This window comes from Variovorax fucosicus (assembly GCF_030316825.1).
Taxonomy (GTDB): Bacteria; Pseudomonadota; Gammaproteobacteria; order Burkholderiales; family Burkholderiaceae_C; genus Variovorax; species Variovorax fucosicus.
The window spans coordinates 325,216-351,507 of the sequence record NZ_JASZYU010000004.1; the positions used below are offsets into that span (position 1 = coordinate 325,216).

Genomic DNA, 26,292 nt, shown 5'->3' on the forward strand with positions numbered 1-26,292 from the left:
TTGAAGATCGAACGCATCCAGACCATCGTCACCTGCCCAGGCCGAAATTTCGTCACCGTCAAGATCGTCACCGATGAAGGCGTGACCGGCCTGGGCGACGCCACGCTCAACGGCCGCGAGCTGGCCGTCAAGGCCTACCTCGACGAGCACGTGTTTCCCTGCCTCGTCGGCCGCGATCCGCGCAACATCGAGGACATCTGGCAGTACCTCTACCGCGGTGCCTATTGGCGGCGCGGGCCGGTGACGATGTCCGCCATCGCCGCCGTCGACATGGCGCTGTGGGACATCAAGGGCAAGCTGGCCGGCATGCCGGTCTACCAGCTCCTGGGCGGCAAGAGTCGCGACGGCCTCATGGTGTATGGCCACGCCAACGGCAAGGATCACGCCGAAGCGATCGAGGCCGTGCAGCAACATGTCGAGGAAGGCTACAAGGCGATCCGCGTGCAGTCCGGCGTACCGGGCCTTGCGAAGACTTACGGAGTCGGCAAGACCAAGGGCTTCTACGAGCCGGCCGAAAAAGGTCTGCCGCCGGAAGAACCGTGGGACACCTCGCTCTACCTGCGCCACACGCCCGAGCTGTTCCGCAAGGTGCGCGAGGCGGTGGGCCACGACATCCATCTGCTGCACGACGCACATCACCGTCTGACGCCGATCGAAGCCGGCCGGCTCGGCAAGGAACTGGAGCCTTACAGCCTGTTCTGGATCGAGGATGCCACGCCGGCGGAGAACCAGGAAGCGTTCCGGCTCATCCGCCAGCACACCACCACGCCACTGGCGATCGGCGAGGTCTTCAACTCGATCTGGGACTGCAAGGATCTCATCAGCGAGCAGTTGATCGACTACATCCGCTCAACCATCACGCACGCCGGCGGCATCACGCACGTCCGGCGCATCGCGGATTTCGCGGCGCTCTATCAGGTGCGCACCGGCTTTCACGGCGCGACCGACCTGTCTCCGGTCTGCATGGCGGCGGCGGTCAACTTCGGCCTGTGGGTGCCCAACTTCGGGATCCAGGAACTGATGCCGCATTCGCCGTTGACCAACGAGGTCTTCCCCCACAACTACCGCTTCGAAGACGGCTACCTGGTGATGGACGACGTGCCCGGACTGGGCGTCGACATCGACGAGGCGCTCGCCGCCAAGTACCCGTACGAACGGGCCTATCTGCCGGTGGCGCGACTGCGCGACGGCTCGATGTGGAACTGGTAGCACGACCGCACCCGCCACATCCAGCTACACAACGAATCACCAGGACCTTCAACATGCTCAGCGTCGTCGTCGATCAACCCAACAGCATGGCCGTCATCGAGCGGCCCATGCCCGAACCCGCTGCGGGCGAGGTGCGCGTGCGCGTGCGATTCGCCGGCATCTGCGGCTCGGATCTGCACATCTTTCACGGACAGAACCCGTTCGTCTCGTATCCGCGAATCATCGGCCACGAGTTCGTCGGCCGCATCGAATCGGTGGGCGAGGGCGTCAGTGCCTCGCGCATCGGCCAGACGGTGGTGGTCGACCCCGTGATCAGCTGCGGCGAATGCCATGCCTGCCGCATCGGGCGGCAGAACGTCTGCAGCCGGTTGCAGGTGATCGGCGTGCATCGCGACGGAGGCTTCAGCCAGTACGTCTGCGCGCCCGGCAAGAACGCCTACGTGGTGCCGAAGGATCTGGCGCATGCCAGCGCCTCGGTGATCGAGCCGTTCGCGGTGGCGGCCAACGTGACCGGCCGCACCGGCGTGTTCCCCAGCGACGTGGCCCTCATCTACGGTGCCGGCCCGGTCGGGCTCAACCTGATGCAGGTGCTCAAGCGTGTCTACGGCATCCGCGCCTTCATCACCGACCATTTCGACGAGCGGCTGGCCCTGGCGCTTCAATGCGGTGCGGCCGAGGACGAGATCATCAACACCACGCGTGAATCGCTGCCGGAGGCGCTGATCAAGCGCGGTGTCGAAGGCGGCCCGACATTGATCTACGACGCCGTCTGCCATCCGAAGATCATCGAAGAGGCGGTTCGCATCGCGGCGCCGGCAGCGCGCATCGGCTTGCTCGGCTTCTCCGCAACGCCATCGGCCATCCCGCAACAGGAGCTGACCAAGAAGGAACTGACGCTCTATGCATCGCGCCTGAACTGCGCGATGTTCCCCACCGTCATCGACTGGATTACGCGCGGCCTGGTCGACCCGGGCCGCATCATCAGCCACAAGGTCGACTTCCGCGACGTGGCGGGCGCCTTCGACATCGCTGAGCGCAACCCGCGCTACAGCTGCAAGGTGCTTCTCGATTTCGGCGTCGACGCCCGGGATTGATCCAGCGCAAGGAGTGGCGCAGCCTCCTGCCAAAGAATGGCGGCATGAACATCACGTTGAACGCAACCCTGCAGTGGCTGGCTTTCAGCATGGCAACGCTCCTGGCGACGGGCGTTCTCGTGCTCGCCGGCTTGAACGAAAACGGCCGTGCGGAGAGCAACCAGGCATCAGCTTCATTCGCCGCAAAAAATCCACGATGAACCCCGGTGGGCCTCGCAGCCCCGGACCGATCCGGCCCGTTACGGGCCGTTCTGCTTGGTGCCCTGCGGCCCCTCGTTGCGGGGCGGGGCTCCAAGTTTGTCCAGATCCACCAGCAAGCCCGGGATCGTCATCAACCGCAGCGCCTCGACCGGGGTGACTTCCTGGTCGCCGGCCAGAAAGCGCATCTGGCAGTCTCCGATCAGGATGCTGTCGCCGTTTGTAAGCACCTGCGGCTCGTCGACGCGGCTGCCGTTGACGGTGGTGCCGTTGCGGCTGTCCAGGTCGCGGATCGAAACGAAGGCGTCTCCAACCGTCACCACCGCGTGGAAGCGGCTGACGCGTTCCGAGTCGAGTACAAGGTCGTTGGTGGCGGCTCGCCCGATCCTGGTGTCGGGCGTTTGCAACGGCACGAGCCTGGTCTTGCCGGGTTGGGTCATCACGATGAGCCTGGGCATGCGCAGCGCCCTCCTGAATCGGTCAGTTGCCGGCTGATTTCTGCTGGTGTGCAGCCATTTCGGCTTCGATGTCGGCCAGGCCGGCCCGTGTTTCCGTCAGCTTTTTCTCGAGCTTCTCGCGGTGGGCCACCTCCTGGGCCAGCGCCTGGCTCACGTCTTCGAGGTCGTCGGCACATTCCTGCACCGCTTCCTCGAGCGCGTCATGCTTTTCGAGCGCCTGCGCCACGTCGCCGGTGCGCGCGTCGGCCGGCAACTCGTGCTTGAGAACTTCCTTGATGACGAACAATTCCTGCGCGCCGCTGTTCAGTCTGGCCTGCACATCCTGCGTTTGGGCCAGCGCCTCATCGAGCGGCGTGGTGGTTTCGGGGGAACGGGTCGGTTCGGAGGCGTTCACGCTGCAATTCCTCAAGATGACAAAGGGCAAACCCCGAAGATACTCCCCCGCGGCCGCCGCGTCCCTGTCATTCGACAATCAGCCCCTTGAGCGTCGGGTCGGGCGCCGGCGCCCGGGGCTTCATGTCACGCAGCGTTTTCACCAGCAGGCGCGCAATCATGAGGTTGCGATGCAGCTTGCTGTCGGCCGGTATCACGAACCAGGGCGCGTGCGCGGTCGAGGTCTCGGCCAGTGCTTTTTCGTAGGCGCGCTGGTAGAGGCCCCACTTCTTGCGCACGACCAGGTCGTCCCGGCTGAATTTCCATTGCTTGTCGGGCTCGTCGATCCGGGCCTGCAGCCGTTCGCGCTGTTCGCCCAGGCTGATGTGCAGCATGCATTTGACGACGACGGTGCCGGTTTCGGCCAGCAGGCGTTCGAAGTCGTTGATCTGGGCGTAGCGGCGCCTGGCCTCTGCCTTGTCGATCCAGCCCTCGACCACCGGCACCAGCACGTCTTCGTAGTGGCTGCGGTTCCACACGGCGAGTTCGCCCGTGCGCGGCACCACGGCATGGCATCGCCACAGGAAGTCGTGCGCCAGTTCCTCGGCCGAGGGAGCCTTGAATGCCGCTACCCGCACGCCGAGCGGCGAGGTGCGCGAGAACACCCAGCGCACCGTGCCGTCCTTGCCGCTGGTGTCCATGCCTTGCAGCACCAGCAGCACCTTGCGCTTGCCTTCGGCGTGCAACAGGTTCTGAAGGCCGTCGAGCTCCTTGGCGAGCTGGTCGAGTTGCTCGCGCTGCGCTTCACCGGAGCCCTTCAGAAAGGGCGTGTCGGCCGGGTCGATGTCGGCCAGGCGGAACTTGTGGCCAACGCGGTAGGGGTCGAAACGGGTCATGTGCAGATCCTTGGTCACTCGGCCTCGGGGTCGATGGATGCGCTCCAGCGGCTGTCCCAGTCGCCACGGCGGGCGCCGTCGAGCTCGCGCCGGTCGCGCTTGGTCGGGCGGCCCTGCTCGATGCTGAGCGCCGGTTCGCTGCCCATGCGGCGCTGCTCGCGCGCGGCGGCTTGCGCAGCGATGCTTTCGGGCGTTTCTTCGTAGAGCTTCTGCGCCACCGGTGCCGGGCCGCGCTGGCCGCTGATGCCGAGCACCCGCACCACGCGGGTAACGGCGCCCAGCCGTACCGCGACGGTGTCGCCGATCTTCACCTCGCGCGATGCCTTGGCGATGTCGCCGTTGACCTGTACGCGGTTCTTGCCGATCTCGTCCGCGGCCAGCGAACGGGTCTTGAAAAAGCGCACGGCCCACAGCCACTTGTCGATGCGGAGTTTGTCCATCAGGCCCCATTGTCCAGCGGAAGCCGCACCGTCGCTGTGAGACCGGCGGCACGGCGACTGTCGGCCGACCGGTTGTCCAGCGCGATGCGACCGTCGAGCGCCTGCACGATCTCGCGGCAGATGGCCAGCCCGAGGCCCGAGCCGCTCGCCACATCGCCGGCGGAGAAGGGCGCAAACAGGCGTTGGCGCAGCTCGGCCGGGATGCCCGGCCCGTCGTCCTGCACGCTCAGCAGCGCCTCGCCCGCATCCGTGCGAATCGCCACCGACAGCCGCGCGCCGGGCGGACTGTGCTTGATGGCGTTGTGCAGCAGGTTGCGCGTGAGCTCCTGCAGCATCCAGCGGTGCGCGCGCACCGGCGTGGAGGCGCCATCGAACTCGAAATCGAGGGCCTTGTCGGCGACCAGCGGCGACACGTCGAGCGCCACCTCGCGCACCACCTGCGCCCAGTCGACGCGCTCCGATTCGGGCTGCTGGCGCAACTGTTCGACCTTGGCCAGCGACAGCATCTGGTTGGCCAGCATGGTGGCGCGCTCGACCGTGTCGCTGATCTCGCCCAGCGCCTGCTCGGCCGGCATGTCGCCGCGCCGCGCCGACTGCACCTGCGCCTTGAGCACTGCAAGCGGCGTGCGCAACTGGTGCGCGGTGTCGCGCACAAAGCGCTTCTGGTGGTCCAGCAGGCGCTGCAGGCGGCCCATCACCTCGGTGGTGGCCGCCACCAGCGGCTGCAATTCGCGCGGCGCGTCCGGTGCCTCGATCGGGCTCAGATCGCCTTCGGGCCGTTCTGCCATCCGCGCACTGACGCGGCGCACCGGCAGGGTGGCGCGCTGCACCACCCAGACCACGAGCGCAGCGATCACCGCCATCAGCAGCAGCTGGCGCCACAGCGTATCGACCAGAATCCGGCGCGCCAGTGTTTCGCGCAGCTCCAGCGTCTCGGCCACCTGCACCACGGCCATGCCGCGGCCGCGTTCGCTGGCCACCGGCTGCAGCAGCACCGCGACCCGGACCGGTTCGTCGCGGAACTGCGCATCGTAGAAGTCGACCAGCGCCGAGTAGGCGCCGCGATCCGGGATGCGGCCACGCCAGAACGGCAGTTCGGCAAAGCCCGACACCATCTCGCCGTCGAGACTCGACACCCGGTAGTACATGTGGCTCTTGTTGTCGGCCTCGAAGGCCTCGAGCGCGGAGTAGGGCACCTTGGCCAGCAGCACGGCCCGATCTTCGTAACCCACCACGTCGAGCTGCTCGCCGATGGTCTTGGCCGAGGCCAGCAGCGTGCGGTCGTAGGCCAGCGTCGCAGCCGCCAGGCTCTGCCGGTAGAGGCTGATCGAGTTGATCACGATGAACAGGCCCACGGGCCCGAGGATGCCGATCAGCAGCGTGCGGCGCAGCGAGGCAGCGCGCTTCATCGATCTTCGCGCAGGAGGTAGCCGAGGCCCCGCATGGTCATCAGCGCTGCTCCGGTGCCGGCCAGCTTCTTGCGCAGGCGGTACACCACCACCTCGATGGCCTCGTACTGCACATCCACCTCGCCCGGGAACACCAGCTCGAACAGGCGCTCCTTGGTGACCGCGTGGCCCGGCTTCATCATCAGCGCCTTGAGCAATGCCAGCTCGCGCGGCGTCAGCTCCAGCACCTCGGCGCGGTGGTAGATTGCGCCGCTGTCGGCCTCATAGCGCAGCGCACCCACGTCCTGCGGCCGGGCCGGGCCGTCGGCATCGGGGTTCTTCTGGTGGCGCCTGCGCAGCGCGCGCAGCCGCGCTTCGAGTTCGTCCAGGTCGAACGGCTTGGGCAGGTAGTCGTCAGCACCGGCGTTGAGGCCCACGATGCGGTCGCCCACCGTGCCGCGTGCCGTGAGCAGCAGCACCGGCGTGCGCAGCCCGGCGGCACGGGCCTGAGCCAGCACCTGCAGGCCATCGAGGTTCGGCAGGCTCAGGTCGAGTGCCACCACGTCGGGTTCGAGCTCGCGCCACTGCGCCACCGCGAGGGCACCGTCGCCGCACACGCGCACGTCGATCTGGCGGCGCCCGAGCGTGCGCTGCAACGTGGTTTGCATCGAGGGATCGTCTTCGACGAGCAGCAGTTTCATTCGGTGTTTTCCCCAAGCCGCCGGACAGCCAACTGACAGCAGGGCGGCGCATGATAGCGGGGTTCAGGTTCTGATCAGCTTCTTAGTCACTGGAGACACATACATGCGTCGCGATACCTTTCTGAAGTCACTGGCCGCCTTGGCCGCCTCCGGCGCGCTGCCGATGTCGGCCTGGGCCGCCGCCAACGTCAAGATGATGATCCCGGCCAACCCCGGCGGCGGCTGGGACACCACCGGCCGGGCCCTGGGCAAGGCCATGACGGACGGCAAGCTGGCCGACACCGTGAGCTACGACAACAAGGGTGGCGCCGCCGGCGCACTGGGCCTGGCCCAGTTCGTCAACGGTTCCAAGGGCGACGCCAACGCGCTGATGGTGATGGGCTCCGTGATGCTCGGCGGCATCATCACCGGCAAGCCGCCGGTCAAGCTCGAGCAGGCCACGCCGATCGCGCGCATGACCACGGAGTACAACGTGTTCGTGCTGCCGGCCAACTCGCCCATGAAGACCATGGCCGACGTGGTGGCCCAGCTCAAGAAAGACCCTGGCAGCGTCAAGTGGGGCGGCGGTTCGCGCGGCTCCACCGAGCACATCGCCGCGGCCATGATCGCGCAGAAGGTCGGCGCCGACCCATCCAAGATCAATTACGTCGCGTTCCGTGGCGGCGGTGAAGCCACGGCGGCCATCCTGGGCGGCAACGTCACGGTCGGCGGTAGCGGCTACAGCGAGTTCGCACCGTACATCGCCGACGGCAAGATGCGCGCCATTGCCGTCACCTCGGCCCAGCGCCTGCCCGGCATCAACGTGCCGACGCTCAAGGAACAGGGCATCGATGTCGAGATCGGCAACTGGCGCGGCGTCTACGGCGCACCGGGCATCACGCCCGAACAGCGCAAGGCCCTGACCGACCTGGTGCTGGCGACGCTCAAGACGCCGTCGTGGGCCGACTCGCTCAAGAAGAACGACTGGACGCCTGCCGTCCTGTCCGGCGAGGCTTTCGCCAAGTTCGTCGACGACGACTTCGCCAGTCTGCGCGCGATCATGATCAAGTCCGGCATGGTCTGAGGCCTGCACGTTTCGCTCCGGAGCACGTCGGCGACGTGCTCTTTTTCCATCCGGCATTCCGATAACAACACAGCCAAGAAGAAAACGAGGCAACCATGCAATCCGATTCATTGACCGTCGGGCCATTGCCCCAACCGCCGGCCTCGCCGGCTGCCGTGCGCGTCCAGACGCTGGTGGGCGTCGGCGTGCTGCTGGTCGGGCTGGGCCTGGCCTTCGGCGCCATCAGCATCCCGTCCGAAGCGGGCTATGGCGGCGTCGGCCCCAACTTCCTGCCCTGGCTGGTGTCGATCGTGCTCACGATCTGTGGGGGCTGGATCATCTGGGAGGCGCGCACCGGCGGCTTCCGCGAAATGGATGCGCCCGCCGACGATGCCGAGCCCGCCTACTGGTCGGGCTTCGTGTGGCTGTCGGCCGGCCTGCTGCTGAACGCCGCGCTGATCACCGTCATCGGGTTCATCCTGAGCTGCACGCTCTGCTATGTGCTCGCGGTGCAGGGCCTGCGCCGCGCCGCCGGCCAGGCCGCGGTGAACCAGCCGCGCACCTGGTTGATCGACCTGGTTACCGGGCTGCTGATTTCGGCGCCGGTGTACTGGATGTTCACCAAGTTCCTGGCCATCAACCTGCCGGGTCTCACCACCACCGGCTGGCTCTGAAAGGCGTTTGACATGGACATCCTCAACGCGCTCATGCACGGGTTCGCAACCGCGATCACCCCGGTCAATCTGCTCTGGTGCCTGTTCGGCTGTGCCCTCGGAACCGCCGTCGGCGTGCTCCCCGGCATCGGCCCGGCGGTGGCCGTGGCGATGCTGCTGCCGATCACCGCCAAGGTCGAGATCACGGCCTCGATGATCTTCTTCTCGGGCATCTACTACGGCGCCATGTACGGCGGCTCCACCACCTCGATCCTGCTCAACACGCCCGGGGAGACGGCCAGCATGGTGACGGCCATGGAGGGCAACAAGATGGCCAAGAGCGGCAGGGCGGGCGCAGCGCTCGCCACCGCGGCCATCGGCTCGTTCGTGGCCGGCAGCATCGCCACCGTGATCGTCACGCTGTTCGCACCGTTCGTGGCCGAGTTCGCGGTCAAGCTCGGGCCGCCCGAGTACTTCATGCTGATGCTGCTCGCCTTCACCACGGTGAGTGCGGTGCTCGGCAAGAGCACGCTGCGCGGCATGACGGCGCTGTTCGTCGGCCTCGCCGCCGGCTGCGTCGGGCTCGACCAGATCTCGGGCCAGGGCCGCTACACCGGCGGGGTGCCCGAGTTGCTCGATGGCATCGAAATCGTGCTGGTCGCGGTCGGCCTGTTCGCGGTGGCCGAGGTCATGTACGCGGTGATGTACGAAGGCAAGGTGGTCGAAGGCCAGAACAAGCTCAGCCGCGTGCACATGACAAAGCGCGACTGGAAGCGCTCGATCCCGGCCTGGCTGCGCGGCACCGCCATCGGCACGCCGTTCGGCTGCATCCCCGCAGGCGGCACCGAGATCCCGACTTTCCTGAGCTACGCGATGGAAAAGAAGCTGGTGAAGAACCCCGAGGACAAGGCCGAGTTCGGCACCAAGGGCGCCATCGAGGGCGTGGCCGGCCCCGAGGCCGCCAACAACGCCACGGTGACGGCGGCGCTGATCCCGCTGCTCACGCTCGGCATCCCGACCAGCAACACCACCGCCATCCTGCTCGGCGCATTCCAGAACTACGGCATCCAGCCGGGTCCGCAGCTCTTCACCACCTCGGCTGCGCTGGTGTGGGCGCTGATTGCTTCGCTCTACATCGGCAACGTGATGCTGCTGGTGCTGAACCTGCCGATGGTCGGCCTGTGGGTCAAGCTGCTCAAGATCCCGAAGCCGCAGCTCTACGCCGGCATCCTGATCTTCGCCACGGTCGGCGCCTACGGCATGCGCCAGAGCGCGTTCGACCTGTTCCTGCTGTACGGCATCGGCCTGCTCGGCGTGGCGATGCGGCGCTTCGACTTTCCGACCGCGCCGGTGGTGGTCGGCATGATCCTGGGCCCGCTGGCCGAAGCGCAACTGCGCAACGCCATGTCGATCGGCGAGGGCAGTGCGGTGGTGTTCTTGCAGCGCCCGATGTCGCTGGCGCTGATCATCATCGTTCTCGCCGTGCTGATCCTGCCGCGCCTGGCCAAGCGCATGAGCGAGCGCAAGCGGCTGCGGCTCGCGCAACTCGACACCTGACGCTGAGCACCGCTGCTGCCGGCTAGCGCGGGGCGGTGGTGGTGCTTTCGGCCGACGGCACGACGATCGCGCGGCCATCGCGCGAGGGCCGCGCATCGGCACCACCGGAACTCGGCACTGTGCCTTCGGGCGCCACCACGGTGGCGCGGCCGTCGCGCGAGGTCACGGCCGCCGCCGGCGGCGGGCCACCCTCGGCGCGATCCAGCAAATTGCCCGCCGCACGCACGCAGGCCTCGCGCGCCGGTGCGGGCAGGGTGCCGTCGTTGCAGCGCGCGATCTGCTGGTCGTAGCGCTGCTGCGCCGAACCGGGCTGTGCGGCGGCCAGCGACGCGCCACCCACCAGCAAGCCGGTCAGGAAAAGAGTGCGAAGGCGTTGTGCGTTCATGATTTTTCATTGTGCGGGCACGGGCTTTCGGCGGTGTGCGAAGCGGCTGTGTCAGGTGGTAGGCAAAGGCCCCGTCCGGCTCTTCTAAACTGATCCCCCTTTTATTTGATGAGGTGCCGATGATGCGGTTTGCATGGAACAGACGCGGGGCTTCTGCCCGCTGGGTGCGTGGCCTGTCGATGGGGTTCGCGGCGGCGGTTTGTTCGTCGCAGCTGCTGGCCGAGCCCAACAAGGACGTCTATGACCGCGCTGCGAGCTACAAGGATGAAGCGCTGCTCCTGCTGGAGCGGCTGGTCAACATCGATTCCGGCTCGGCCAATACCGCGGGCCTCGAGCGCGTGCGCGGCGTCGTGGTCGAAGAACTGCAAAAGCTCGGCGGGAAGATCGAAACCTTTCCGGCCACGCCGCACCCCGGCACCAACGTGACCGCCACTTTCGAGGGCACGGGCACCCGGAAGATCCTACTGATGGCGCACATCGACACGGTGTTCCCGGACGGTACGGCCAAGAACAAGCCGTTCTACATCAAGGATGGGCGCGCCTACGGGCCCGGCGTGATGGACAACAAGGGCGGCGTGGTCACCGGCCTCTATGCCATCAAGATCCTGAAAGCGCTGAATTTCAAGGACTACGCCCGCCTGACCCTGCTGCTGGACACCAATGAGGAGGTCGGCTCGGTGGACACCTCCGCCCTGATCCGCCGTGTGGCCAAGCAGCACGATGTGGTGCTGAACCTGGAGCCCGGCCGGCCGGCCGACGGTTTGGTGCTGTGGCGCAAAGGCGGCGCGACAGCCCTGGTCGAGGTGAAAGGGCGGGCCGCACACGCCGGCGTGGCCCCCGAGAGCGGCCGCAATGCGGCCACCGAAGTGGCCCACCAGGTTTTGCAACTCGGCAAGCTCGGCGATGCAGAGAAGCTCACCACGATCAACTTCACGGTGCTGACGGCGAATGGGGCGACCAACGTGATTCCCGAGAACGCATCGGCCAAGGGTGATGTTCGCGCGGCCACACGGGAGGAGTTCGATCGCATCGAACGCGACCTGGCCCGTGTTTCGCAAAACAAGCTGATCCCCGACACGCAGGTCAAGACCACGCTGTCACGCGGCCTGCCCCCCATGCCGCGTACGCCCGCGGCCGAGGCCCTGGTCAAGACCGCCGAGTCGATCTACGCGGAGATTGGCAAGAAACTGACGATCGAGGGTTCCGGCGGCGCCGCCGATGCGAGCCTGGCCGCCGATGAGGGCGTGCCCACGCTCGACGGCTTCGGCATCGTCGGCGGCGGCATCCACACGCCCGAGGAATATGCCGAGGTCGCCAGCGTGGTGCCGCGCTTCTATCTGCTGACCCGCATGGTGATGGAGCTCAGCAAGAAGCCTTGAGCCCCCGCGGCCCGCGCGGTTCGCGCACCGCGCCGCGGCCTCAGGTGGTCGACGTCTTCAGGTCGTCGTCGATGTGCGGGTCGGCCGGCTGCCCGCGCAGCTTGCGCACCGTGCGCCGCAGCCAGTGCTCGATGTCGTCGATGTAGGTGAACACGGCCGGCACCACCAGCAGGCTCAGCACGGTCGAGGTGATGAGCCCGCCAATCACGGCCACCGCCATCGGCGAGCGGAAGCTCGAATCCGCCGCGCCGAAACCGACCGCGATCGGCAGCATGCCGGCGCCCATCGCGATGGTGGTCATGATGATCGGCCGCGCGCGCTTGTGGCAGGCGTCGCGCAACGCGTCCCAGCGGCTCATGGCGTGGTCGCGGCGCGCGACGATCGCATACTCCACCAGCAGGATCGAGTTCTTGGTCGCCACGCCCATCAGCATGATCAGCCCGATGAGCGACGGCATCGACAGCGCCTTCTGCGCCACCAGCAGCCCGACGAAGGCGCCGCCCAGTGCCAGCGGCAGCGCGCACAGGATCGTCACCGGGTGCAGGAAGTCCTTGAACAGCAGCACCAGCACGATGTAGATGCACAGCACGCCGGTCAGCATTGCCAGGCCGAAGCTTGCGAACAGCTCGGTCATCACTTCCGCATCGCCTACCTCGGCCACGCGCACGCCGGGCGGCAGGTTGGTGATGGAGGGCAGCTTCATCGCCGCGTCCTTCGCGTCGCCCAGGCCCACGCCCGACAGCTCGATCTCGAAGTTGACGTTGCGCGAGCGGTCGTAGCGGTCGATGACGGCCGGGCCGCCTTCCATGGTGAGCTTGGCCACCTGGCCCAGCATCACCGGGCCGCGCGCGCTCGGCACGCTCAGGCGCTCCAGCAGCGACAGATCCTGCCGCGCCGAGTCCTCCAGCTTCACCACGATCGGCACCTGCCGCTGCGCCAGGTTGAGCTTGGGCAGCGACACGTCGTAGTCGCCGAGCGTGGCGACGCGCAGCGTCTCGGCAATGGCCGAACTCGTGACGCCGAGGTCGGCCGCGCGCGCGAAGTCGGGCCGCACCGCGATCTCGGGCCGGATCAGGCTCGCGGTCGAGGTGATGTTGCCCAGGCCCGGAATGGTGCGCAGGTCGCGTTCCACCGCGCGTGCCGCGGTGGTCAACGCGTTGGGGTCGTCACCGCTCAGCGCCAGGATGTACTTCTCGCCCGAGCCGCCCAGGCCGACGGTGCTGCGCACGCCCGGCAGCGTTTCCAGCGCGGCGCGGATCTGGTTCTCGATGACCTGCTTGCGCGGCCGGTCGCCGCGCTCGTCGAGCTGGATGGTGAGCGTGGCCTTGCGCGTTTCGGGCGTGCCGAAGTTGGCGAACGGGTCGCCGCCCGCGCTGCCGCCGCCGACCGTGGTGTAGACGCTTTTCACGTGCTGCACTTCCATCACGCGCCGGCGTGTTTCCTCGGCCGTGGCCGTGGTCTGCGCCAGCGTGGCGCCCGGCGCGAGCGACAGGTACACCTGCGTCTGCGAGTTGTCGTCGGGCGGAATGAAGCCGGTCTTCAGCAGCGGGATCATCGCGAGCGAGCCGAAGAAGAACAGCGTGGCCAGCACCATGGTCATGAAGCGGTGCTTCATGCACCAGCCGGCCATGCGCATGTAGATCCTGAGCCAGCCGGCTTCCTTTTCCTGCGTGACCAGCGGCTTGAGGATGTAGGCGGCCATCATCGGCGTGAGCACGCGCGCCACCACCAGCGACGCGAACACCGCGAGCGACGCGGTCCAGCCGAACTGCTTGAAGAACTTGCCCGCCACGCCACTCATGAAGGCCGTGGGCAGGAACACCGCAATCAGCGTGAAGGTGGTGGCGATCACCGCCAGCCCGATCTCGTCGGCCGCCTCCATTGCGGCTTCGTAGGGGCTCTTGCCCATGCGCAGGTGCCGCACGATGTTCTCGACCTCGACGATCGCGTCGTCCACCAGGATCCCGACCACCAGCGACAGCGCCAGCAGCGAAATCACGTTGACCGAAAAGCCCAAGAGGTGCATGCCGATGAACGCCGGAATCACCGACATCGGCAGCGCCACGGCCGTGACGAAGGTCGCGCGCCAGTCGCGCAGGAACAGCCACACAACCAGCACCGCGAGGATGGCGCCTTCATACAGCAGGTGCAGCGAGCCGTTGTATTCCTCTTCCACCGGCGTCACGAAGTTGAAGGCTTCATGCAGCGCGATGTCGGGGTGCTGCAGGCGCATTTCGCCCAGCGCCTTCTGGATTGCGGCGCCCACCTCGACCTCGCTCGCGCCGCGGCTGCGCGCCACTTCGAAGCCGACCACCGGCTTGCCGTCGAGCAGCGCGGCGGCGCGCGGCTCGGCCACGGTGTCGCTCACGCGGGCGACCTGGTCGAGCCGGACGCGGCGGCCATCCGACAGCGCGATCTGCAGGTCGGCCAGTTCGGCCGCCGACTGCACCGTGGCCAGCGTGCGCACGGGCTGCTCGCTGCCGCCCAGGTCGGTGCGGCCGCCGGCGCTTTCGGTCTGCACCTGGCGCAACTGGCGCGAGATGTCGGCCGCGCTCGCGCCCAGCGCCTGCAACTTGGCCGGATCCAGGTCCACATGCACCTGGCGCGTGACGCCACCCACGCGGTTGACCGCGCCCACGCCCGGCAGTGCGAGCAGCTTCTTGGTGATGTCGTTGTCGACGAACCAGCTCAGCGCCTCGGGGTCGAGCTTGTTCGATGCAATGGTGAAAGCCAGCACCGGCTGCGCCGCGAAGTCGAGCTTGGTGACGACCGGGTCGCGCACGTCGGCGGGCAGGTCGGAGCGCACCTTCTGCACCGCGGAGCGCACGTCGTCGACCGCTTCCTGCACCGGCTTTTCGAGGCGGAACTCGACAATCAGCGTGGCCGCACCGTCCTGCACCTTGGTCGTGATGTGCTTCAGGCCCTGGATGGTGGCGATCGAATTCTCGAGCTTGCGCGCCACGTCGGTTTCGAGCTGCGAAGGCGCGGCGCCCGGCAGCGCGGCCGACACCGTCACGGTCGGCAGGTCGATGTCGGGAAAGTTCTGCACCTTCATTGCGTTGAACGACAGCAGCCCACCGAAGGTGAGCAGCACGAACAGCATCACCGCGGGAATCGGGTTGCGTATGGACCAGGCGGAGACATTCATGGCGTGCGTTCCTTACTTGGCCGCGACGGGGGCGCCGGCCGGCGCCGGGGCGTCCACCACGCGCACGAGGTCGCCGTCGTTCAGGAAGCCCGCGCCTTGCACCACCACCCTGGCATTGGCAGGCATCTTCGTCAGCACCTCGACGCGGTCGCCCACGCGCCGGCCGGTCTCGATCTTGAGCTGGGTCACCCGGTTGTCCGGCTGCAGCACCAGCAGGAAGTTGAACCCGTCTCGCGGCACGATCGACGCCTGCGGCACAGTCCACGCATTGCTGCGGCCCAGCTGGAAGTCGCCGCGCGCGAACATGCCTGCCTTGATGCCGGTGTTCTGCAGCACGTTCGGCACATCGACGTACACCAGCGCCGCGCGCGTCTGCGGGTCGACCGTGGGTGCGATGCTGCGCACCTTGCCCTGCACCTGCGCACCACTGGCGCTGACCACCAGCACCGGCGTGCCGACCGCGACGCGCCCCAGCTCGGCCGAGGTGACTTCGGCGCGCCATTCGAGCCGGCCCTGGCGGATCAGCTTGAACAGCTCGGTGCCGGCCGAGACCACGCCGCCGACCGTGGCCGTGCGCGACGAGATCACGCCGTCGTCGGGCGCCAGCACCTGCGTGTTGCGGCCACGCACCTGCTGCGCCGCCAGCACCGCCTCGGCCGCTTCGACCTTGGCCTTGGCGGTTTGCTCGGTGGTCTGGTACTGGTTGATCTGCTGCTGGCTCAGCGCGCCGGTCTTTTCGAGCGTGCGTGCGCGCGCGGCGTTGCCGGCCGCATCGGCCGCGTTGGCCCTGGCCTCGGCCAGCGATGCCTTCGCCTGTGCCACGTCGGCGTTGATGGTCTCGGGCGAGAAGGTGGCCAGCACCTGGCCGCGCTTGACCACGTCGCCCACGTTCACGCGCACTTCGGCCAGCCGCAGTCCGTTCGACTCGGAGCCCACGCTGGCCTCCTGCCAGGCGGCCACGTTGCCGTTGGCCGCGAGCGTCATGGTCAGCTCGGTCTGCTCGGGCTGCGCCACGGTGACGGTGAGCGTTGGCCGTGCCGGAGCGGCACCGGCCTTCTTGGCGGCCGCGGGTGCGTTGGCTGCGTCGGGCTTCTTCTTCATCGCGAAGAAGGCGCCGGCGACGATGAGCACCAGCACGATGGCGGCGATGACGAGGGTAGAGCGTTTGATCTTGGTGTTCATGGCGACTTGGTCGTTGTCGTTTCTTGTCGGGTCATTGCGAGGGGTGCGGCAGCGTCGGGCCGGGCCCAGCCGCCGCCCATCGCGCGGTAGAGCGCCACCCAGGCCTCGGCCCGTTCGCGCTGCAGCGCCACGCGCGCCGTTTGTGCGGTGAGCAGCGTGCGGCGCGAGTCTTCGAGCTCGAACAGGCTGGCCAGGCCGCTGTCGTAGCGCGCCTGCGTGGCGTTGAACGAGGCCTGGTAGTTCTGCACCGCGGTGTCGGCGTCGCCGGTGCGGCTGGCCGTGCTGTCGAGATTGAGCAGCGCTTCCTCGACCTCGCGCACCGCCTGGCGCACGCTGCCGCGGTAGATCGATGCCATCTCGTCGTAGCGCCCGCGGGCTGCCTCGGCATTGGCCTTGTACGCGCCGCCGTCGAGGATCGGCACGGTCAGCGACACCGGGCCCGCGCTCCAGGTGTCGAGTGTCTGGCGGGTGCCCTGCGTGCGGATCTGCAGACGGCCGATCGAGCCCGTGAGCGACAGGCGCGGATAGCGCTGCGCCTCGGCCTCGCCGACATCGGCGCTGGCTGCGGCCACGTCGAGCTCTGCCGAGTACACGTCGGGCCGCTGCGCGAGCGCTTCGGCCGGCACGCTGGCAACCGACTGGACTGCCGGCAGTGCGCGGTCGACCGGCGCGGCGGCCAGCTTTTGTTCGAGTGCGCGGGCCTCGATGCCGGTCAGCGCGACCAGCCCGGCGCGCGACACCGCGCAGGTGGCGCGCTGCTGCGTGAGCCGGCCCGCGGCATCCGCCGCACTGGCGCGCGCCAGCGCTGCATCGGCCGGCGCCGTGAAGCCGGCGCGCATCGACAGGTCGTTGAGCCGCGCCGTCTCGGCCCGCGAGCGCGTGTCGTTCTCGGCCACCGCCAGTTGCCGCTCGCAGGCGCGTTCGCTGAAGTAGAGGTTGGCCGTGTCCGCCGCCACCGAAACGCGTGCCTGGTGCCACTTGGCATCGGCGCCCGCGAGCCGCAACGATGCCGCATCGCGCCCCGAGCGCAGCTTGCCGAACAGGTCGACCTCCCAGCTCGACTGCAGGCCGGCCTGCAACGTCGTCATCGGTGGGATCGATGCGGACGATGTGCTGCTGCTGCTCGTGGAGGAAGACGTGCCGGTGCCCGAACTGCCCGATTGCGAATTGCTGCGCGTGGCTGACAGCGTGCCGGTCAGGTTCGGCAGCAGCGCGGCACCTGCGGCCACGCTGGTGGCGCGCGCGTCGCCGATGCGCGCCGCCGCGCTCGCGAGCGTCGGGCTGGCGGCCTCGGCCGCTTCGATCAGCTCCACCAGCAGCGGGTCGTCGAGCTGGCGCCACCAGTCGGCCAGCGCCGCTGGCGAGCCCGCATGGGGCAGGGCGGCCGAGCCGCCCGGCGGCGGCAGCGGCGCGTTCCATTGCGCGGGGATGGGGGCGGGCGCCGCCGAGGGCGGCCGCGTCAGGCTGCAGGCGCCGAGTGCCAATGGCACACAAACGGCTGCACCCAGCAGCTGGAATCTGCGAAGGCTCATAGGACTTGCTTCTTCTCTGTCTTGTTGCGGGTCGAAGGTGCCCGCTTGGGGTTGGAGGACGCGCGCTTCGTGGGCTGCGCAACCTTTTTCTCTTCGCTTCGGCGTTGTGCCTCCGAGGCGACCACGGCAAGAGCGTAACTGACCAGCCGGTCAGTCCATGTATCGATTTGCTGCGTCGATTGGAGCAGCGAGGGGCGCATGAAGTCGATTACCTCCTGCATAAGGAACATCTGGATCGCCATGCCCGCCACCGAGAACGCGAGCCGGTGCATGTCGTCGTCGGCCTTGGGCACCTGCAGGTGCCGGCACAGCACGCCCACCAGCGCCTCGTGCGGCGCCTGGATGTCGCGCTCCAGCTCGATCCTCCACTGGCTCGTGGGCTCAACCATTTCGCGCATGTGCAGCCGCATGCACTGCCGCGCGATCTCGCCGTTCTTGAGCGGCGCGAGGTACCCCTCCATGAAGATGTGCAGCGCCTCTTCCAGCGAAATGCCGGGCGCCGAGAACCGCGCCGTCAGCTCGCGCGGATCGCCGCCCATCGGTTCGGTGAAGGTCGCTGCATAGAGCCCGGCCTTGTCGCCGAAGTAGTAGCTGATGGCCGCGATGTTGGCATTGGCCGCCAGCGCGATCTCGCGCGTGGAGGTCTTGGCGAAGCCTTTTTCGGCGAACAGCGCGAGGGCGGCAAGAAGGATGCGGTTGCGGGCCTCGATGCCGTCGGCGCGGGTGGGGTGGGGTGGCGGGAAGAAGGCAGGCATGGCGCCGCATTGGAGCACATAAATCAATCGATTGATTGACTTGACATGATCCAGCGCATGGCTATTCACCCAGTACGGGTGCCGCTGAAATTCAATGATTCAGGGAGAAGGCCAGATCAAGCTGGCGGGCTGCGGCTTGCAGGCGCTTGTCGAGCGTCCACAGGCGCGTGCCGGGTGTCAGGCGTGCCGCGGCAAGCAGGTGTGCATCGACATAGCCAATACCGATGCCGTGCAAGGTGTGGGTGGCAATGAAGCCCAACACTTCAGTGTCGGTTGCCACGGTGGCCGCGGGCAGAAACTGCAGGGCCTCCAGCACGCTCGCGCGCTGCTTCAGGCTGCCCAGCGCAAGCTCGCCCACCACAAAGGGGTGCCCGAGCACCTGGCCTTGCGCAAGGCTGTCCGCCAGGGCCTTGTTGCCGCGCTGCAGGTGGTCGACCCACACCGAGGTGTCGACCAGGATCACGCCTTGGCGCCCCTGCGGCGTGGCGCGGCTTCGAGTTCGGGTTCGGTGCCGCCGAGCAGCGCAAGCCTTCGGGCGCTCTCGCGTTCGATGAGCGCCTTCAGGGCTTCGCGGATCAGCGTCGACTTTTCCTTCAGGCCGGTCATGAGCTGGGCTTGATCCAGAAGCTGGTCGTCGAGGGTGAGGGTTGTGCGCATGCAGGCTCCTTGGTGCACAATCATCGTAGCATCAAAATGTGCATCAAATGATGCTTGCCGCCGTGCAGCAATCCAGTACGATGCGCCATGCCTCCGCCCGTCGCACCCCCTGCGCTCCCCCTCGACGCCGCCGCCATCCACGCGCTTGCCGCGCGGTCGATGTTCCATTTGTTCTCCAGCATCAGCCAGGGCATGTTCCTGGTCGATCGCAGCGGGCGCATCGTGTGGGTGAACGAGGGCTACAAGCGCTTTCTGCCGTTGCTGGGGTTCTCGTCGGTCGACCAGTTCCTCGGGCAGATGGTCGAAGACGTGATTCCCAACACGCAGATGCGACAGGTGCTCGAAACCGGCAAGCCGATCCTGATCGACCTGCTCACCAACAAGGCGGGCACTTTCGTGGTCAGCCGCATCCCGCTGCACGAGGAGCGCGAAGGCGACGCCGGCTACGTGCTGGGCGACGTGATCGGCGCCATCGGCATCGTGCTGTTCGACCATCCCGAGACCACGCTGCAGCCGCTCATCAGCAAGTTCGCGATGCTGCAGCGCGACCTGGACGACGCGCGGCGCGAGCTGGCCTCACAGCGCGCCAACCCGCTGCTGCAGCACTCGCCCGATGGGCAGCGCCGCGCCAAGTACACCTTTGCCAGCTTCATCGGCAGCAGCCCGGCGGCGGTGGACGTCAAGCGCCATGCGCGGCGCGCGGCGCAGTCGTCGAGCCCGGTGCTGCTGCTGGGCGAAACGGGCACCGGCAAGGAACTGCTGGCGCATGCCATCCACACCGCATCGGCGCGAGCCAGCGGGCCGTTCGTCAGCCTCAACATCGCGGCCGTGCCCGACACGCTGCTCGAGTCCGAGTTCTTCGGTTTTGCGCCCGGCGCCTTCACCGGTGCCGACCGCAAGGGGCGCGAAGGCAAGTTCAAGCTGGCCGACGGCGGAACGCTGTTTCTCGACGAGATCGGCGACATGCCGATGGGCCTGCAGGCCAAGCTGCTGCGTGCGCTGCAGGAGGGCGAGATCGAGCCGCTAGGCTCCAACAAGCTCGTGCCCTTCGATGCGCGCGTGATCGCGGCCACCTCGCGCGACCTGGCTGCGCTGGTGCGCGACGGGCGCTTTCGCGAAGACCTTTACTACCGCCTCAACGTGCTGCCGCTGCGCGTGCCGCCGCTGCGCGAGCGGCGCGGCGACATTCCCGCGTTGGTCGAGGCGCTGAGCGAAGACATGGCGCTGCGCAGCGGCGACGCGCCGCCCGAGCTGATGCCCGACGCGCTGGCGCTGTTGGCCGCGCAGCACTGGCGCGGCAACACACGCGAACTGCGCAACGTGCTGGAGCAGCTCAGCATGCGCAGCGACATGCAGCGCATCGACGCGGACGAGATCAAGCGCGTGCTGGCCGAAACCGGGCTGGAGAAGATCGCCGCGCCGGAGCCGATCGCTTCTTCGGCCAGCGGTGCCGACGAAGCCACCAGCCTGCTGCGCCCGCTGGCCGAGCAGATCGCCGAACTGGAGCGCCGCGCCATCGACGCGGCGATGGCGTCCACCGGCGGCAACAAGCTGGCCGCCTCGCGCCTGCTCGGCATCTCGCGCGCGACCCTCTACGACCGGATGACGACGACCGGCTGAGTGCCCCGCGAGGCGCTGGAAAACCCTGAACAAAAATCAGACAACTGTCTGAAATAAAGGCATTCAGATCGTCTGCAGGCCACACAAAACTATAGAGTTACAAGGGAAATCCCTTTGAAATCAACAGTGTGGCGGTTGGCATGAACTGTGCAATATTCAGTCATTCCAACCAGGAGACACATCCATGATCCGTCGCCACCTCATCGCGGCCGCCGCCCTGAGCACGATTGCCGCAGCCGTTACGGCCCACGCGCAAACCAACGAAGTCCGCATCGCCCACATCTACAGCAAGACCGGCCCGCTCGAGGCCTACGGCAAGCAGACCGCGGTCGGCCTGCAGATGGGTCTGGAGTACGCCACGGGCGGCACCATGATGGTCAACGGCAAAAAGATCGTGCTGATCGAAAAGGACGACCAGGGCAAGCCCGACCTGGGCAAGTCGCTGCTCGCAGCCGCCTACTCGGATGACAAGGCCGCGCTGGCAATCGGCCCGACGTCGTCGGGCGTGGCGCTCGCGATGCTGCCGGTGGCCGAGGAGTACAAGAAGATCCTGATCGTCGAGCCCGCGGTGGCCGACTCGATCACCGGCGACAAGTGGAACAAGTACATCTTCCGCACCGGCCGCAACAGCTCGCAGGACGCGATCTCCAACGCAGTGGCGATCGACAAGCCGGGCGTCACCGTCGCCACGCTCGCGCAAGACAACGCCTTCGGCCGCGATGGCGTGAAGGCCTTCGCCAGCGCGATCAAGAAAGCCAAGCTCGCGCACGAGGAATACCTGCCGCCCGCGACCACCGACTTCACGGCCGGCGCGCAACGCCTGATCGACAAGCTCAAGGATCAGCCGGGCCGCAAGATCATCTGGATCGTGTGGGCCGGCGCCGGCAACCCGTTCAAGATCGTCGACCTCGACCTCAAGCGCTACGGCATCGAGATCGCCACCGGCGGCAACATTTTGCCGGCCATGGCCGCCTACAAGGCGCTGCCGGGCATGGAAGGCGCGGCCTACTACTACTTCGGCATTCCGAAGAACCCGGTCAACGAGGCGATGGTGGCGCAGCACTACCAGCAGTTCAAGACGCCGCCGGACTTCTTCACCGCCGGCGGCTTCTCGGCCGCGATGGCTGCCGTCACCGCACTCAAGAAGACGGGCGGCGACGCCAGCGCCAACAAGCTCATCCCCGCCATGGAAGGCATGAGCTTCGACACGCCCAAGGGCAAGATGACCTTCCGCAAGGAAGACCACCAGGCGATGCAGTCGATGTACCACTTCAAGATCAAGGTCGACCCGGCGTTCGCGTGGGGCGTGCCCGAGCTGGTCCACGAGATCAAGCCTGAAGAGATGGACATCCCCATCAAAAACAAAAAGTAGAGGCTCGCCCCCAGGCTGCGCGCACTTCGTGTCGCGCACGCCTTCCCCCTGCCGGGGGCAACACCAGCGGCCCGGCAGAGCCGGTTCCGCGGTGTTCTTGAAGGTTCATGCCGCGCCCGAGGAAGCGCAGCTCCCTGTCCCGCCCCGGATGGCCGCCGGGCGGAGCGCCAGCTTGCGCCCTTGCGGCGCGAGAGCGGCGCTGCCAACGGTCGATTCGTCAGCAAGCAAGCGTTCGATACACCTACAAAAGAAGGAGACAGCGATGGCAGCGATGCGATGGAAAAACTGGAAGGGATTGGCCGCGGCGGTAGCGATGACGATGGCGGCGCAGGTCACGACGGCAGCGGTGCCGCTGCCGGGGCTGGGCGCCAACCCGGCAGAGGTGAGCGTGTCCGGCCTGTCCGCGGGCGGCTTCATGGCGGTGCAACTGCACGTGGCCTATTCGGCCACCTTCAAGCGCGGCGCCGGCGTCGTGGCCGGCGGGCCGTTCTACTGCGCCGAGGGCTCGGTGGTCAATGCCACCGGGCGCTGCATGACGCACAGCACCAGCATCCCCGTCTCGACGCTCGTGAGCACCACCAACAGCTGGGCTGCCAGCGGTGCGATCGACCCGGTGTCTAACCTGACCGCCTCGAAGGTGTACCTGTTCTCCGGCACCTCGGACAACACCGTCAAGCAGGCGGTGATGGACGACCTCAAGACCTACTACCAGAGCTTCGTGCCTGCGGCCAACACGGTCTACAAGAACAACATCGGTTCCGGCCATGCGATGGTCACCGACGACTATGGCGGCGCCTGCAGCACCACCGCCGCGCCCTACATCAACAACTGCGGCTTCGACCTGGCGGGCGAGATCCTGCAGCAGCTCTACGGGCCGCTGAACGCGCGCAACAACGGCACGCTGGGCGGCAGCTTCACCGAGTTCAACCAGTCGGAGTTCATCACCGGCCACGGCGTGGCCGCCACCGGCTGGATCTACGTGCCGCAGGCCTGCACGACGACGTCGTGCCGCGTGCACCTGGTGCTGCATGGCTGCAAGCAGAACTACACCGACGTGAGCGACCAGTACGTGAAGAAGACCGGCTACAACCGCTGGGCCGACACCAACAACATCGTCCTGATCTACCCGCAGACCAGCACCGCCGCCACCAACAGCTGCTGGGACTGGTGGGGCTACGACAGCGCGAACTATGCGAAGAAGTCGGGCCCGCAGATGGCGGCGCTCAAGGCCATGGTCGATCGCGTGACCGGCTCCGGCGGCGGCTCGTCGCTGCCGGCGCCGACCGGCGTGGGCACCTCGGGCGCGACCAGCAGCAGCATGGTGATCGGCTGGAACGGCGTCGCGGGCGCCAGCGGCTACAACGTCTATCGCGGCGGCAGCAAGGTCAACGCCACGCCCGTCGCCGGCACCAGCTACACCGACAGCGGCCTGACTGCGTCCACGACCTACAGCTGGACGGTGACCGCACTGAACGCCAGCAACGTCGAGGGCGCGATGTCGACCGCGGCCACAGGCGCCACCACCGCGGGCAGCGGCGGCGGCGGAACCTGCTACACGGCGAGCAACTACGCGCACACGCTGGCCGGGCGCGCCTATGCGTTGTGGGGCTTCACCTACGCCTACGGCTCGGCCCAGGCCATGGGCCTGTGGAACATCTACGTAAACACTACGCTGAAGCAGACCGGGCCCGGCTACTACGTGATCGGCAGCTGTTGAGGCCGATCGCCGTCGACCTACTTCTTTTGATTTGCAAATGACCAACGATGCTTGAGACCCGAGACCTGACCATCCGCTTCGGCGGGCACGTGGCCGTCAACAACGTGAGCTGCGCCTTCGCGCCGGGCACGCTGACGGCCATCGTCGGCCCGAACGGTGCGGGCAAGACCACCTACTTCAACCTGATCTCGGGCCAGCTCAAGGCGAGCGCGGGCACGGTGCTGCTCGACGGGCAATCGCTCGCGGGCATGTCGCCGTCGGCGCGCACGCACGCGGGCCTGGGCCGGGCGTTTCAGCTGACCAACCTGTTCCCGAACCTCACGGTGCTGGAGAACGTGCGCCTGGCGGTGCAGGCCACGCGCGACGGCGCGCACCGGCGCGGGCTCAACCTGTGGAGCATCTGGAGCGACCACAAGGCGCTGACCGCACGGGCCGACGAACTGCTCGCGCAGATCAACCTGAAGGCAAAAGAGCACGCCACCGTGGCGAGCCTGCCGCACGGCGACCAGCGCAAGCTCGAAGTGGCATTGCTGATGGCGCTGGAGCCCAAGGTGTTCATGTTCGACGAACCGACCGCCGGCATGAACGCGGCCGAGGCGCCGGTCATCCTCGATCTGATCCGCCAGCTGAAGCGGGACAAGACCAAGACCATCCTGCTGGTCGAACACAAGATGGACGTGGTGCGCGAGCTGGCCGACCGCATCATCGTGCTGCACAACGGCACGCTGGTGGCCGACGGCGAGCCGGCCGAGGTGATCGCCTCGCCGGTGGTGCAAGAGGCCTACCTGGGCATTGCGAAGGAGGCTGCATGAGCGCCAACCTGTTGGAACTGCAAGGCGTGCACACGCACATCGGGGCGTATCACATCCTGCATGGCGTCGACCTCGCCGTGCCCCGTGGCCAGCTCACCATGCTGCTCGGGCGCAACGGCGCCGGCAAGACGACCACGCTGCGAACCATCATGGGCCTGTGGCATGCGTCGCAGGGCAGGGTGCGCTTCGGCCATGACCCGGATCGGGACATCACGGCCATGCGCACGCCCGACATCGCCGCGCTCGGCATTGCCTACGTGCCCGAGACCATGGGCATCTTCTCCGACCTCACGGTCAAGGAGAACATGCTGCTCGCCGCGCGCAGCGCGAAGAATGCCGATGGCATCGACGACACGCGGCTGAAGTGGATCTTCAAGCTCTTCCCCGCGGTGGAGAAGTTCTGGAACCACCCGGCCGGCAAGCTCTCGGGCGGGCAGAAGCAGATGCTGGCCGTGTCGCGCGCCATCGTGGAGCCGCGCGAGCTGCTCATCATCGACGAGCCCAGCAAGGGCCTGGCGCCCGTGATGATCAACAACATGATCGACGCCTTCGCCGAACTGAAGCGAAGCGGCGTGACGATCCTGCTGGTGGAACAGAACATCAACTTCGCGCAGCGCCTGGGCGACACGGTGGCCGTGATGGACAACGGCCGCGTGGTGCACAGCGGCAGCATGGCCGCGTTCTCGGCCGATGCGCAACTGCAGCAATCGCTGCTCGGACTGGCCCTATGAAACTCGACTTCGACTGGAAGCCGCTGCTTCTCGCTCCCATCCTCGCATTGGTCGCGCTGCCGCTCACCGGCTCGTTCTCGACCTGGCTCACGCTCACGGTGGCGGGCCTGGCGATGGGCATGATCATCTTCATCATCGCCTCGGGCCTGACGCTGGTGTTCGGGCTGATGGACGTGCTCAATTTCGGCCACGGCGTGTTCATCGCGCTCGGTGCCTTCGTGGCCAGCAGCGTGCTCGGCCTGATGGGCGACTGGACGGGCTCGGGCGAGCTGTGGCGCAACCTGGTGGCCGTGTTCCCGGCGATGCTGGTCGCGATGGCGGTGGCCGGTGTTGTCGGCCTCGCGTTCGAGCGCTTCATCGTGCGGCCGGTGTACGGCCAGCACCTGAAGCAGATCCTCATCACGATGGGCGGCATGATCATCGGCGAGGAGCTCATCAAGGTGATCTGGGGCCCGGCGCAGATTCCGCTGCCCTTGCCCGAAGCCTTGCGCGGCTCGGTGCTGGTGGCCGATGCGGCCATCGGCAAGTACCGGCTGCTCGCGGTGGTGGTCGGCCTCGTGGTGTTCGGCCTGCTCGCATGGACGCTGGGCCGCACCAAGATCGGCCTCCTGATCCGCGCCGGCGTGCAGGACCGCGAGATGGTCGAGTCGCTCGGCTACCGCATCGGCCGGCTGTTTGTCGGCGTGTTCGTGGTCGGCAGTGCGCTGGCGGGCCTCGGAGGCGTGATGTGGGGGTTGTTCCAGCAGAACCTGGTGCCGCAGATGGGGGCGCAGGTCAACGTGCTGATCTTCATCGTGATCATCATCGGCGGGCTGGGCTCGACCGGCGGGGCGCTCATTGGCGCGCTGCTGGTGGGTCTCATGACCAACTACATCGGGTTTCTCGTGCCCACGCTCACGCAGTTCGCGAGCATTTTCCTGATGGTGGCCGTGCTGCTGTGGCGGCCGCAGGGCGTGTACCCGGTCACGAACCGTTGATGAAGAAGAGACCCCGA

At 67.4% G+C, this 26,292-nt stretch carries 26 protein-coding genes; 13 read left to right on the forward strand and 13 right to left on the reverse strand.

What is annotated here, in order from left to right; all coding sequences use genetic code 11:
• The 3 genes from manD to QTI05_RS23720 are packed head-to-tail and all read left to right on the forward strand — an operon-like array spanning window position 1 to window position 2,503.
• The gene (manD, locus tag QTI05_RS23710; protein ID WP_286619872.1) at window positions 1-1,209 is read left to right on the forward strand and encodes a D-mannonate dehydratase ManD; all 1,209 of its coding nucleotides are present in this window, start codon (window positions 1-3) and stop codon (window positions 1,207-1,209) included.
• A gap of 53 nt (window positions 1,210-1,262) precedes the next feature.
• A complete protein-coding gene (locus tag QTI05_RS23715; protein WP_286619875.1) occupies window positions 1,263-2,303 on the forward strand; it encodes a Zn-dependent oxidoreductase in 1,041 nt (346 codons plus the stop codon).
• Window positions 2,304-2,347: 44 nt separating this feature from the next.
• Entirely contained in the window at window positions 2,348-2,503 is a 156-nt protein-coding gene (locus tag QTI05_RS23720; RefSeq protein ID WP_286619877.1) for a hypothetical protein, read from the forward strand.
• A gap of 39 nt (window positions 2,504-2,542) precedes the next feature.
• On the opposite strand, the gene QTI05_RS23725 is transcribed toward QTI05_RS23720, so the two are convergent.
• From QTI05_RS23725 to QTI05_RS23750, 6 genes are all read right to left on the reverse strand, one after another.
• A complete protein-coding gene (locus QTI05_RS23725; RefSeq protein ID WP_286619878.1) occupies window positions 2,543-2,959 on the reverse strand; it encodes an FHA domain-containing protein in 417 nt (138 codons plus the stop codon).
• Between the two features lie 22 nt (window positions 2,960-2,981).
• Window positions 2,982-3,353 carry a hypothetical protein gene (locus QTI05_RS23730; RefSeq protein WP_286619879.1) on the reverse strand — a complete coding sequence of 124 codons (372 nt, stop codon included), beginning with the start codon at window positions 3,351-3,353 and terminating at the stop codon, window positions 2,982-2,984.
• Between the two features lie 67 nt (window positions 3,354-3,420).
• Window positions 3,421-4,227 (reverse strand): PPK2 family polyphosphate kinase, encoded by an 807-nt coding sequence (locus QTI05_RS23735; protein ID WP_286619881.1) that lies wholly within the window; start codon window positions 4,225-4,227, stop codon window positions 3,421-3,423.
• Window positions 4,228-4,241: 14 nt separating this feature from the next.
• Entirely contained in the window at window positions 4,242-4,667 is a 426-nt protein-coding gene (locus tag QTI05_RS23740; RefSeq protein ID WP_286619883.1) for an RNA-binding S4 domain-containing protein, read from the reverse strand.
• Window positions 4,667-6,076, reverse strand: a complete 1,410-nt coding sequence (locus QTI05_RS23745) for a sensor histidine kinase (protein WP_286619885.1) — start codon at window positions 6,074-6,076, stop codon at window positions 4,667-4,669. The genes QTI05_RS23740 and QTI05_RS23745 overlap by 1 nt, the downstream gene beginning before the upstream one ends.
• Complete coding sequence (locus QTI05_RS23750) at window positions 6,073-6,756, reverse strand: response regulator transcription factor (RefSeq protein WP_286543199.1); 684 nt, start codon at window positions 6,754-6,756, stop codon at window positions 6,073-6,075. Before QTI05_RS23750 ends, QTI05_RS23745 begins: the two co-directional genes overlap by 4 nt.
• Window positions 6,757-6,859: 103 nt before the next feature.
• Here QTI05_RS23750 and QTI05_RS23755 point away from each other — a divergent pair, with 103 nt between their 5' ends.
• The 3 genes from QTI05_RS23755 (at window position 6,860) to QTI05_RS23765 (ending at window position 10,008) form a co-directional block, all read left to right on the forward strand.
• A complete protein-coding gene (locus QTI05_RS23755; RefSeq protein ID WP_286543201.1) occupies window positions 6,860-7,819 on the forward strand; it encodes a tripartite tricarboxylate transporter substrate binding protein in 960 nt (319 codons plus the stop codon).
• Window positions 7,820-7,914: 95 nt separating this feature from the next.
• Complete coding sequence (locus tag QTI05_RS23760) at window positions 7,915-8,472, forward strand: tripartite tricarboxylate transporter TctB family protein (protein WP_286619888.1); 558 nt, start codon at window positions 7,915-7,917, stop codon at window positions 8,470-8,472.
• A 12-nt stretch (window positions 8,473-8,484) separates the two neighbouring features.
• Entirely contained in the window at window positions 8,485-10,008 is a 1,524-nt protein-coding gene (locus QTI05_RS23765; RefSeq protein WP_286543203.1) for a tripartite tricarboxylate transporter permease, read from the forward strand.
• Between the two features lie 22 nt (window positions 10,009-10,030).
• Here QTI05_RS23765 and QTI05_RS23770 read toward each other — a convergent pair whose 3' ends face one another.
• Entirely contained in the window at window positions 10,031-10,393 is a 363-nt protein-coding gene (locus tag QTI05_RS23770) for a hypothetical protein (protein WP_286619890.1), read from the reverse strand.
• A 179-nt stretch (window positions 10,394-10,572) separates the two neighbouring features.
• Here QTI05_RS23770 and QTI05_RS23775 point away from each other — a divergent pair, with 179 nt between their 5' ends.
• Entirely contained in the window at window positions 10,573-11,772 is a 1,200-nt protein-coding gene (locus QTI05_RS23775; RefSeq protein WP_286543636.1) for a glutamate carboxypeptidase, read from the forward strand.
• A gap of 40 nt (window positions 11,773-11,812) precedes the next feature.
• Here the strand turns inward: QTI05_RS23775 and QTI05_RS23780 are convergent, their stop codons facing one another.
• From QTI05_RS23780 to QTI05_RS23805, 6 genes are all read right to left on the reverse strand, one after another.
• A complete protein-coding gene (locus QTI05_RS23780) occupies window positions 11,813-14,920 on the reverse strand; it encodes an efflux RND transporter permease subunit (RefSeq protein WP_286619891.1) in 3,108 nt (1,035 codons plus the stop codon).
• Between the two features lie 12 nt (window positions 14,921-14,932).
• A complete protein-coding gene (locus QTI05_RS23785) occupies window positions 14,933-16,102 on the reverse strand; it encodes an efflux RND transporter periplasmic adaptor subunit (RefSeq protein ID WP_286619892.1) in 1,170 nt (389 codons plus the stop codon).
• Complete coding sequence (locus QTI05_RS23790; RefSeq protein WP_286619893.1) at window positions 16,099-17,634, reverse strand: efflux transporter outer membrane subunit; 1,536 nt, start codon at window positions 17,632-17,634, stop codon at window positions 16,099-16,101. The genes QTI05_RS23785 and QTI05_RS23790 overlap by 4 nt, the downstream gene beginning before the upstream one ends.
• Window positions 17,631-18,389, reverse strand: coding sequence for a CerR family C-terminal domain-containing protein (locus tag QTI05_RS23795; protein ID WP_286619895.1), 759 nt, complete (start codon window positions 18,387-18,389; stop codon window positions 17,631-17,633). The genes QTI05_RS23790 and QTI05_RS23795 overlap by 4 nt, the downstream gene beginning before the upstream one ends.
• Before the next feature lie 91 nt (window positions 18,390-18,480).
• Entirely contained in the window at window positions 18,481-18,852 is a 372-nt protein-coding gene (locus tag QTI05_RS23800) for a type II toxin-antitoxin system VapC family toxin (RefSeq protein ID WP_286619897.1), read from the reverse strand.
• The gene (locus QTI05_RS23805; RefSeq protein WP_286619899.1) at window positions 18,849-19,046 is read right to left on the reverse strand and encodes a type II toxin-antitoxin system VapB family antitoxin; all 198 of its coding nucleotides are present in this window, start codon (window positions 19,044-19,046) and stop codon (window positions 18,849-18,851) included. The genes QTI05_RS23800 and QTI05_RS23805 overlap by 4 nt, the downstream gene beginning before the upstream one ends.
• Window positions 19,047-19,133: 87 nt before the next feature.
• Between QTI05_RS23805 and QTI05_RS23810 the strand changes: the two genes are divergently transcribed.
• The 6 genes from QTI05_RS23810 (at window position 19,134) to QTI05_RS23835 (ending at window position 26,275) form a co-directional block, all read left to right on the forward strand.
• Entirely contained in the window at window positions 19,134-20,666 is a 1,533-nt protein-coding gene (locus tag QTI05_RS23810) for a sigma-54 interaction domain-containing protein (protein ID WP_286619902.1), read from the forward strand.
• A 184-nt stretch (window positions 20,667-20,850) separates the two neighbouring features.
• The gene (locus tag QTI05_RS23815) at window positions 20,851-22,038 is read left to right on the forward strand and encodes a substrate-binding domain-containing protein (protein ID WP_286619904.1); all 1,188 of its coding nucleotides are present in this window, start codon (window positions 20,851-20,853) and stop codon (window positions 22,036-22,038) included.
• A gap of 262 nt (window positions 22,039-22,300) precedes the next feature.
• Window positions 22,301-23,755: an extracellular catalytic domain type 2 short-chain-length polyhydroxyalkanoate depolymerase gene (locus QTI05_RS23820; RefSeq protein WP_286619906.1), complete on the forward strand. Its 1,455-nt coding sequence runs from the start codon at window positions 22,301-22,303 to the stop codon at window positions 23,753-23,755.
• Window positions 23,756-23,802: 47 nt separating this feature from the next.
• Window positions 23,803-24,567, forward strand: a complete 765-nt coding sequence (locus QTI05_RS23825; RefSeq protein ID WP_286619908.1) for an ABC transporter ATP-binding protein — start codon at window positions 23,803-23,805, stop codon at window positions 24,565-24,567.
• Entirely contained in the window at window positions 24,564-25,298 is a 735-nt protein-coding gene (locus QTI05_RS23830; RefSeq protein WP_286619910.1) for an ABC transporter ATP-binding protein, read from the forward strand. Before QTI05_RS23825 ends, QTI05_RS23830 begins: the two co-directional genes overlap by 4 nt.
• Complete coding sequence (locus QTI05_RS23835) at window positions 25,295-26,275, forward strand: branched-chain amino acid ABC transporter permease (RefSeq protein WP_286619913.1); 981 nt, start codon at window positions 25,295-25,297, stop codon at window positions 26,273-26,275. Before QTI05_RS23830 ends, QTI05_RS23835 begins: the two co-directional genes overlap by 4 nt.
• Window positions 26,276-26,292: the final 17 nt, after the last annotated feature.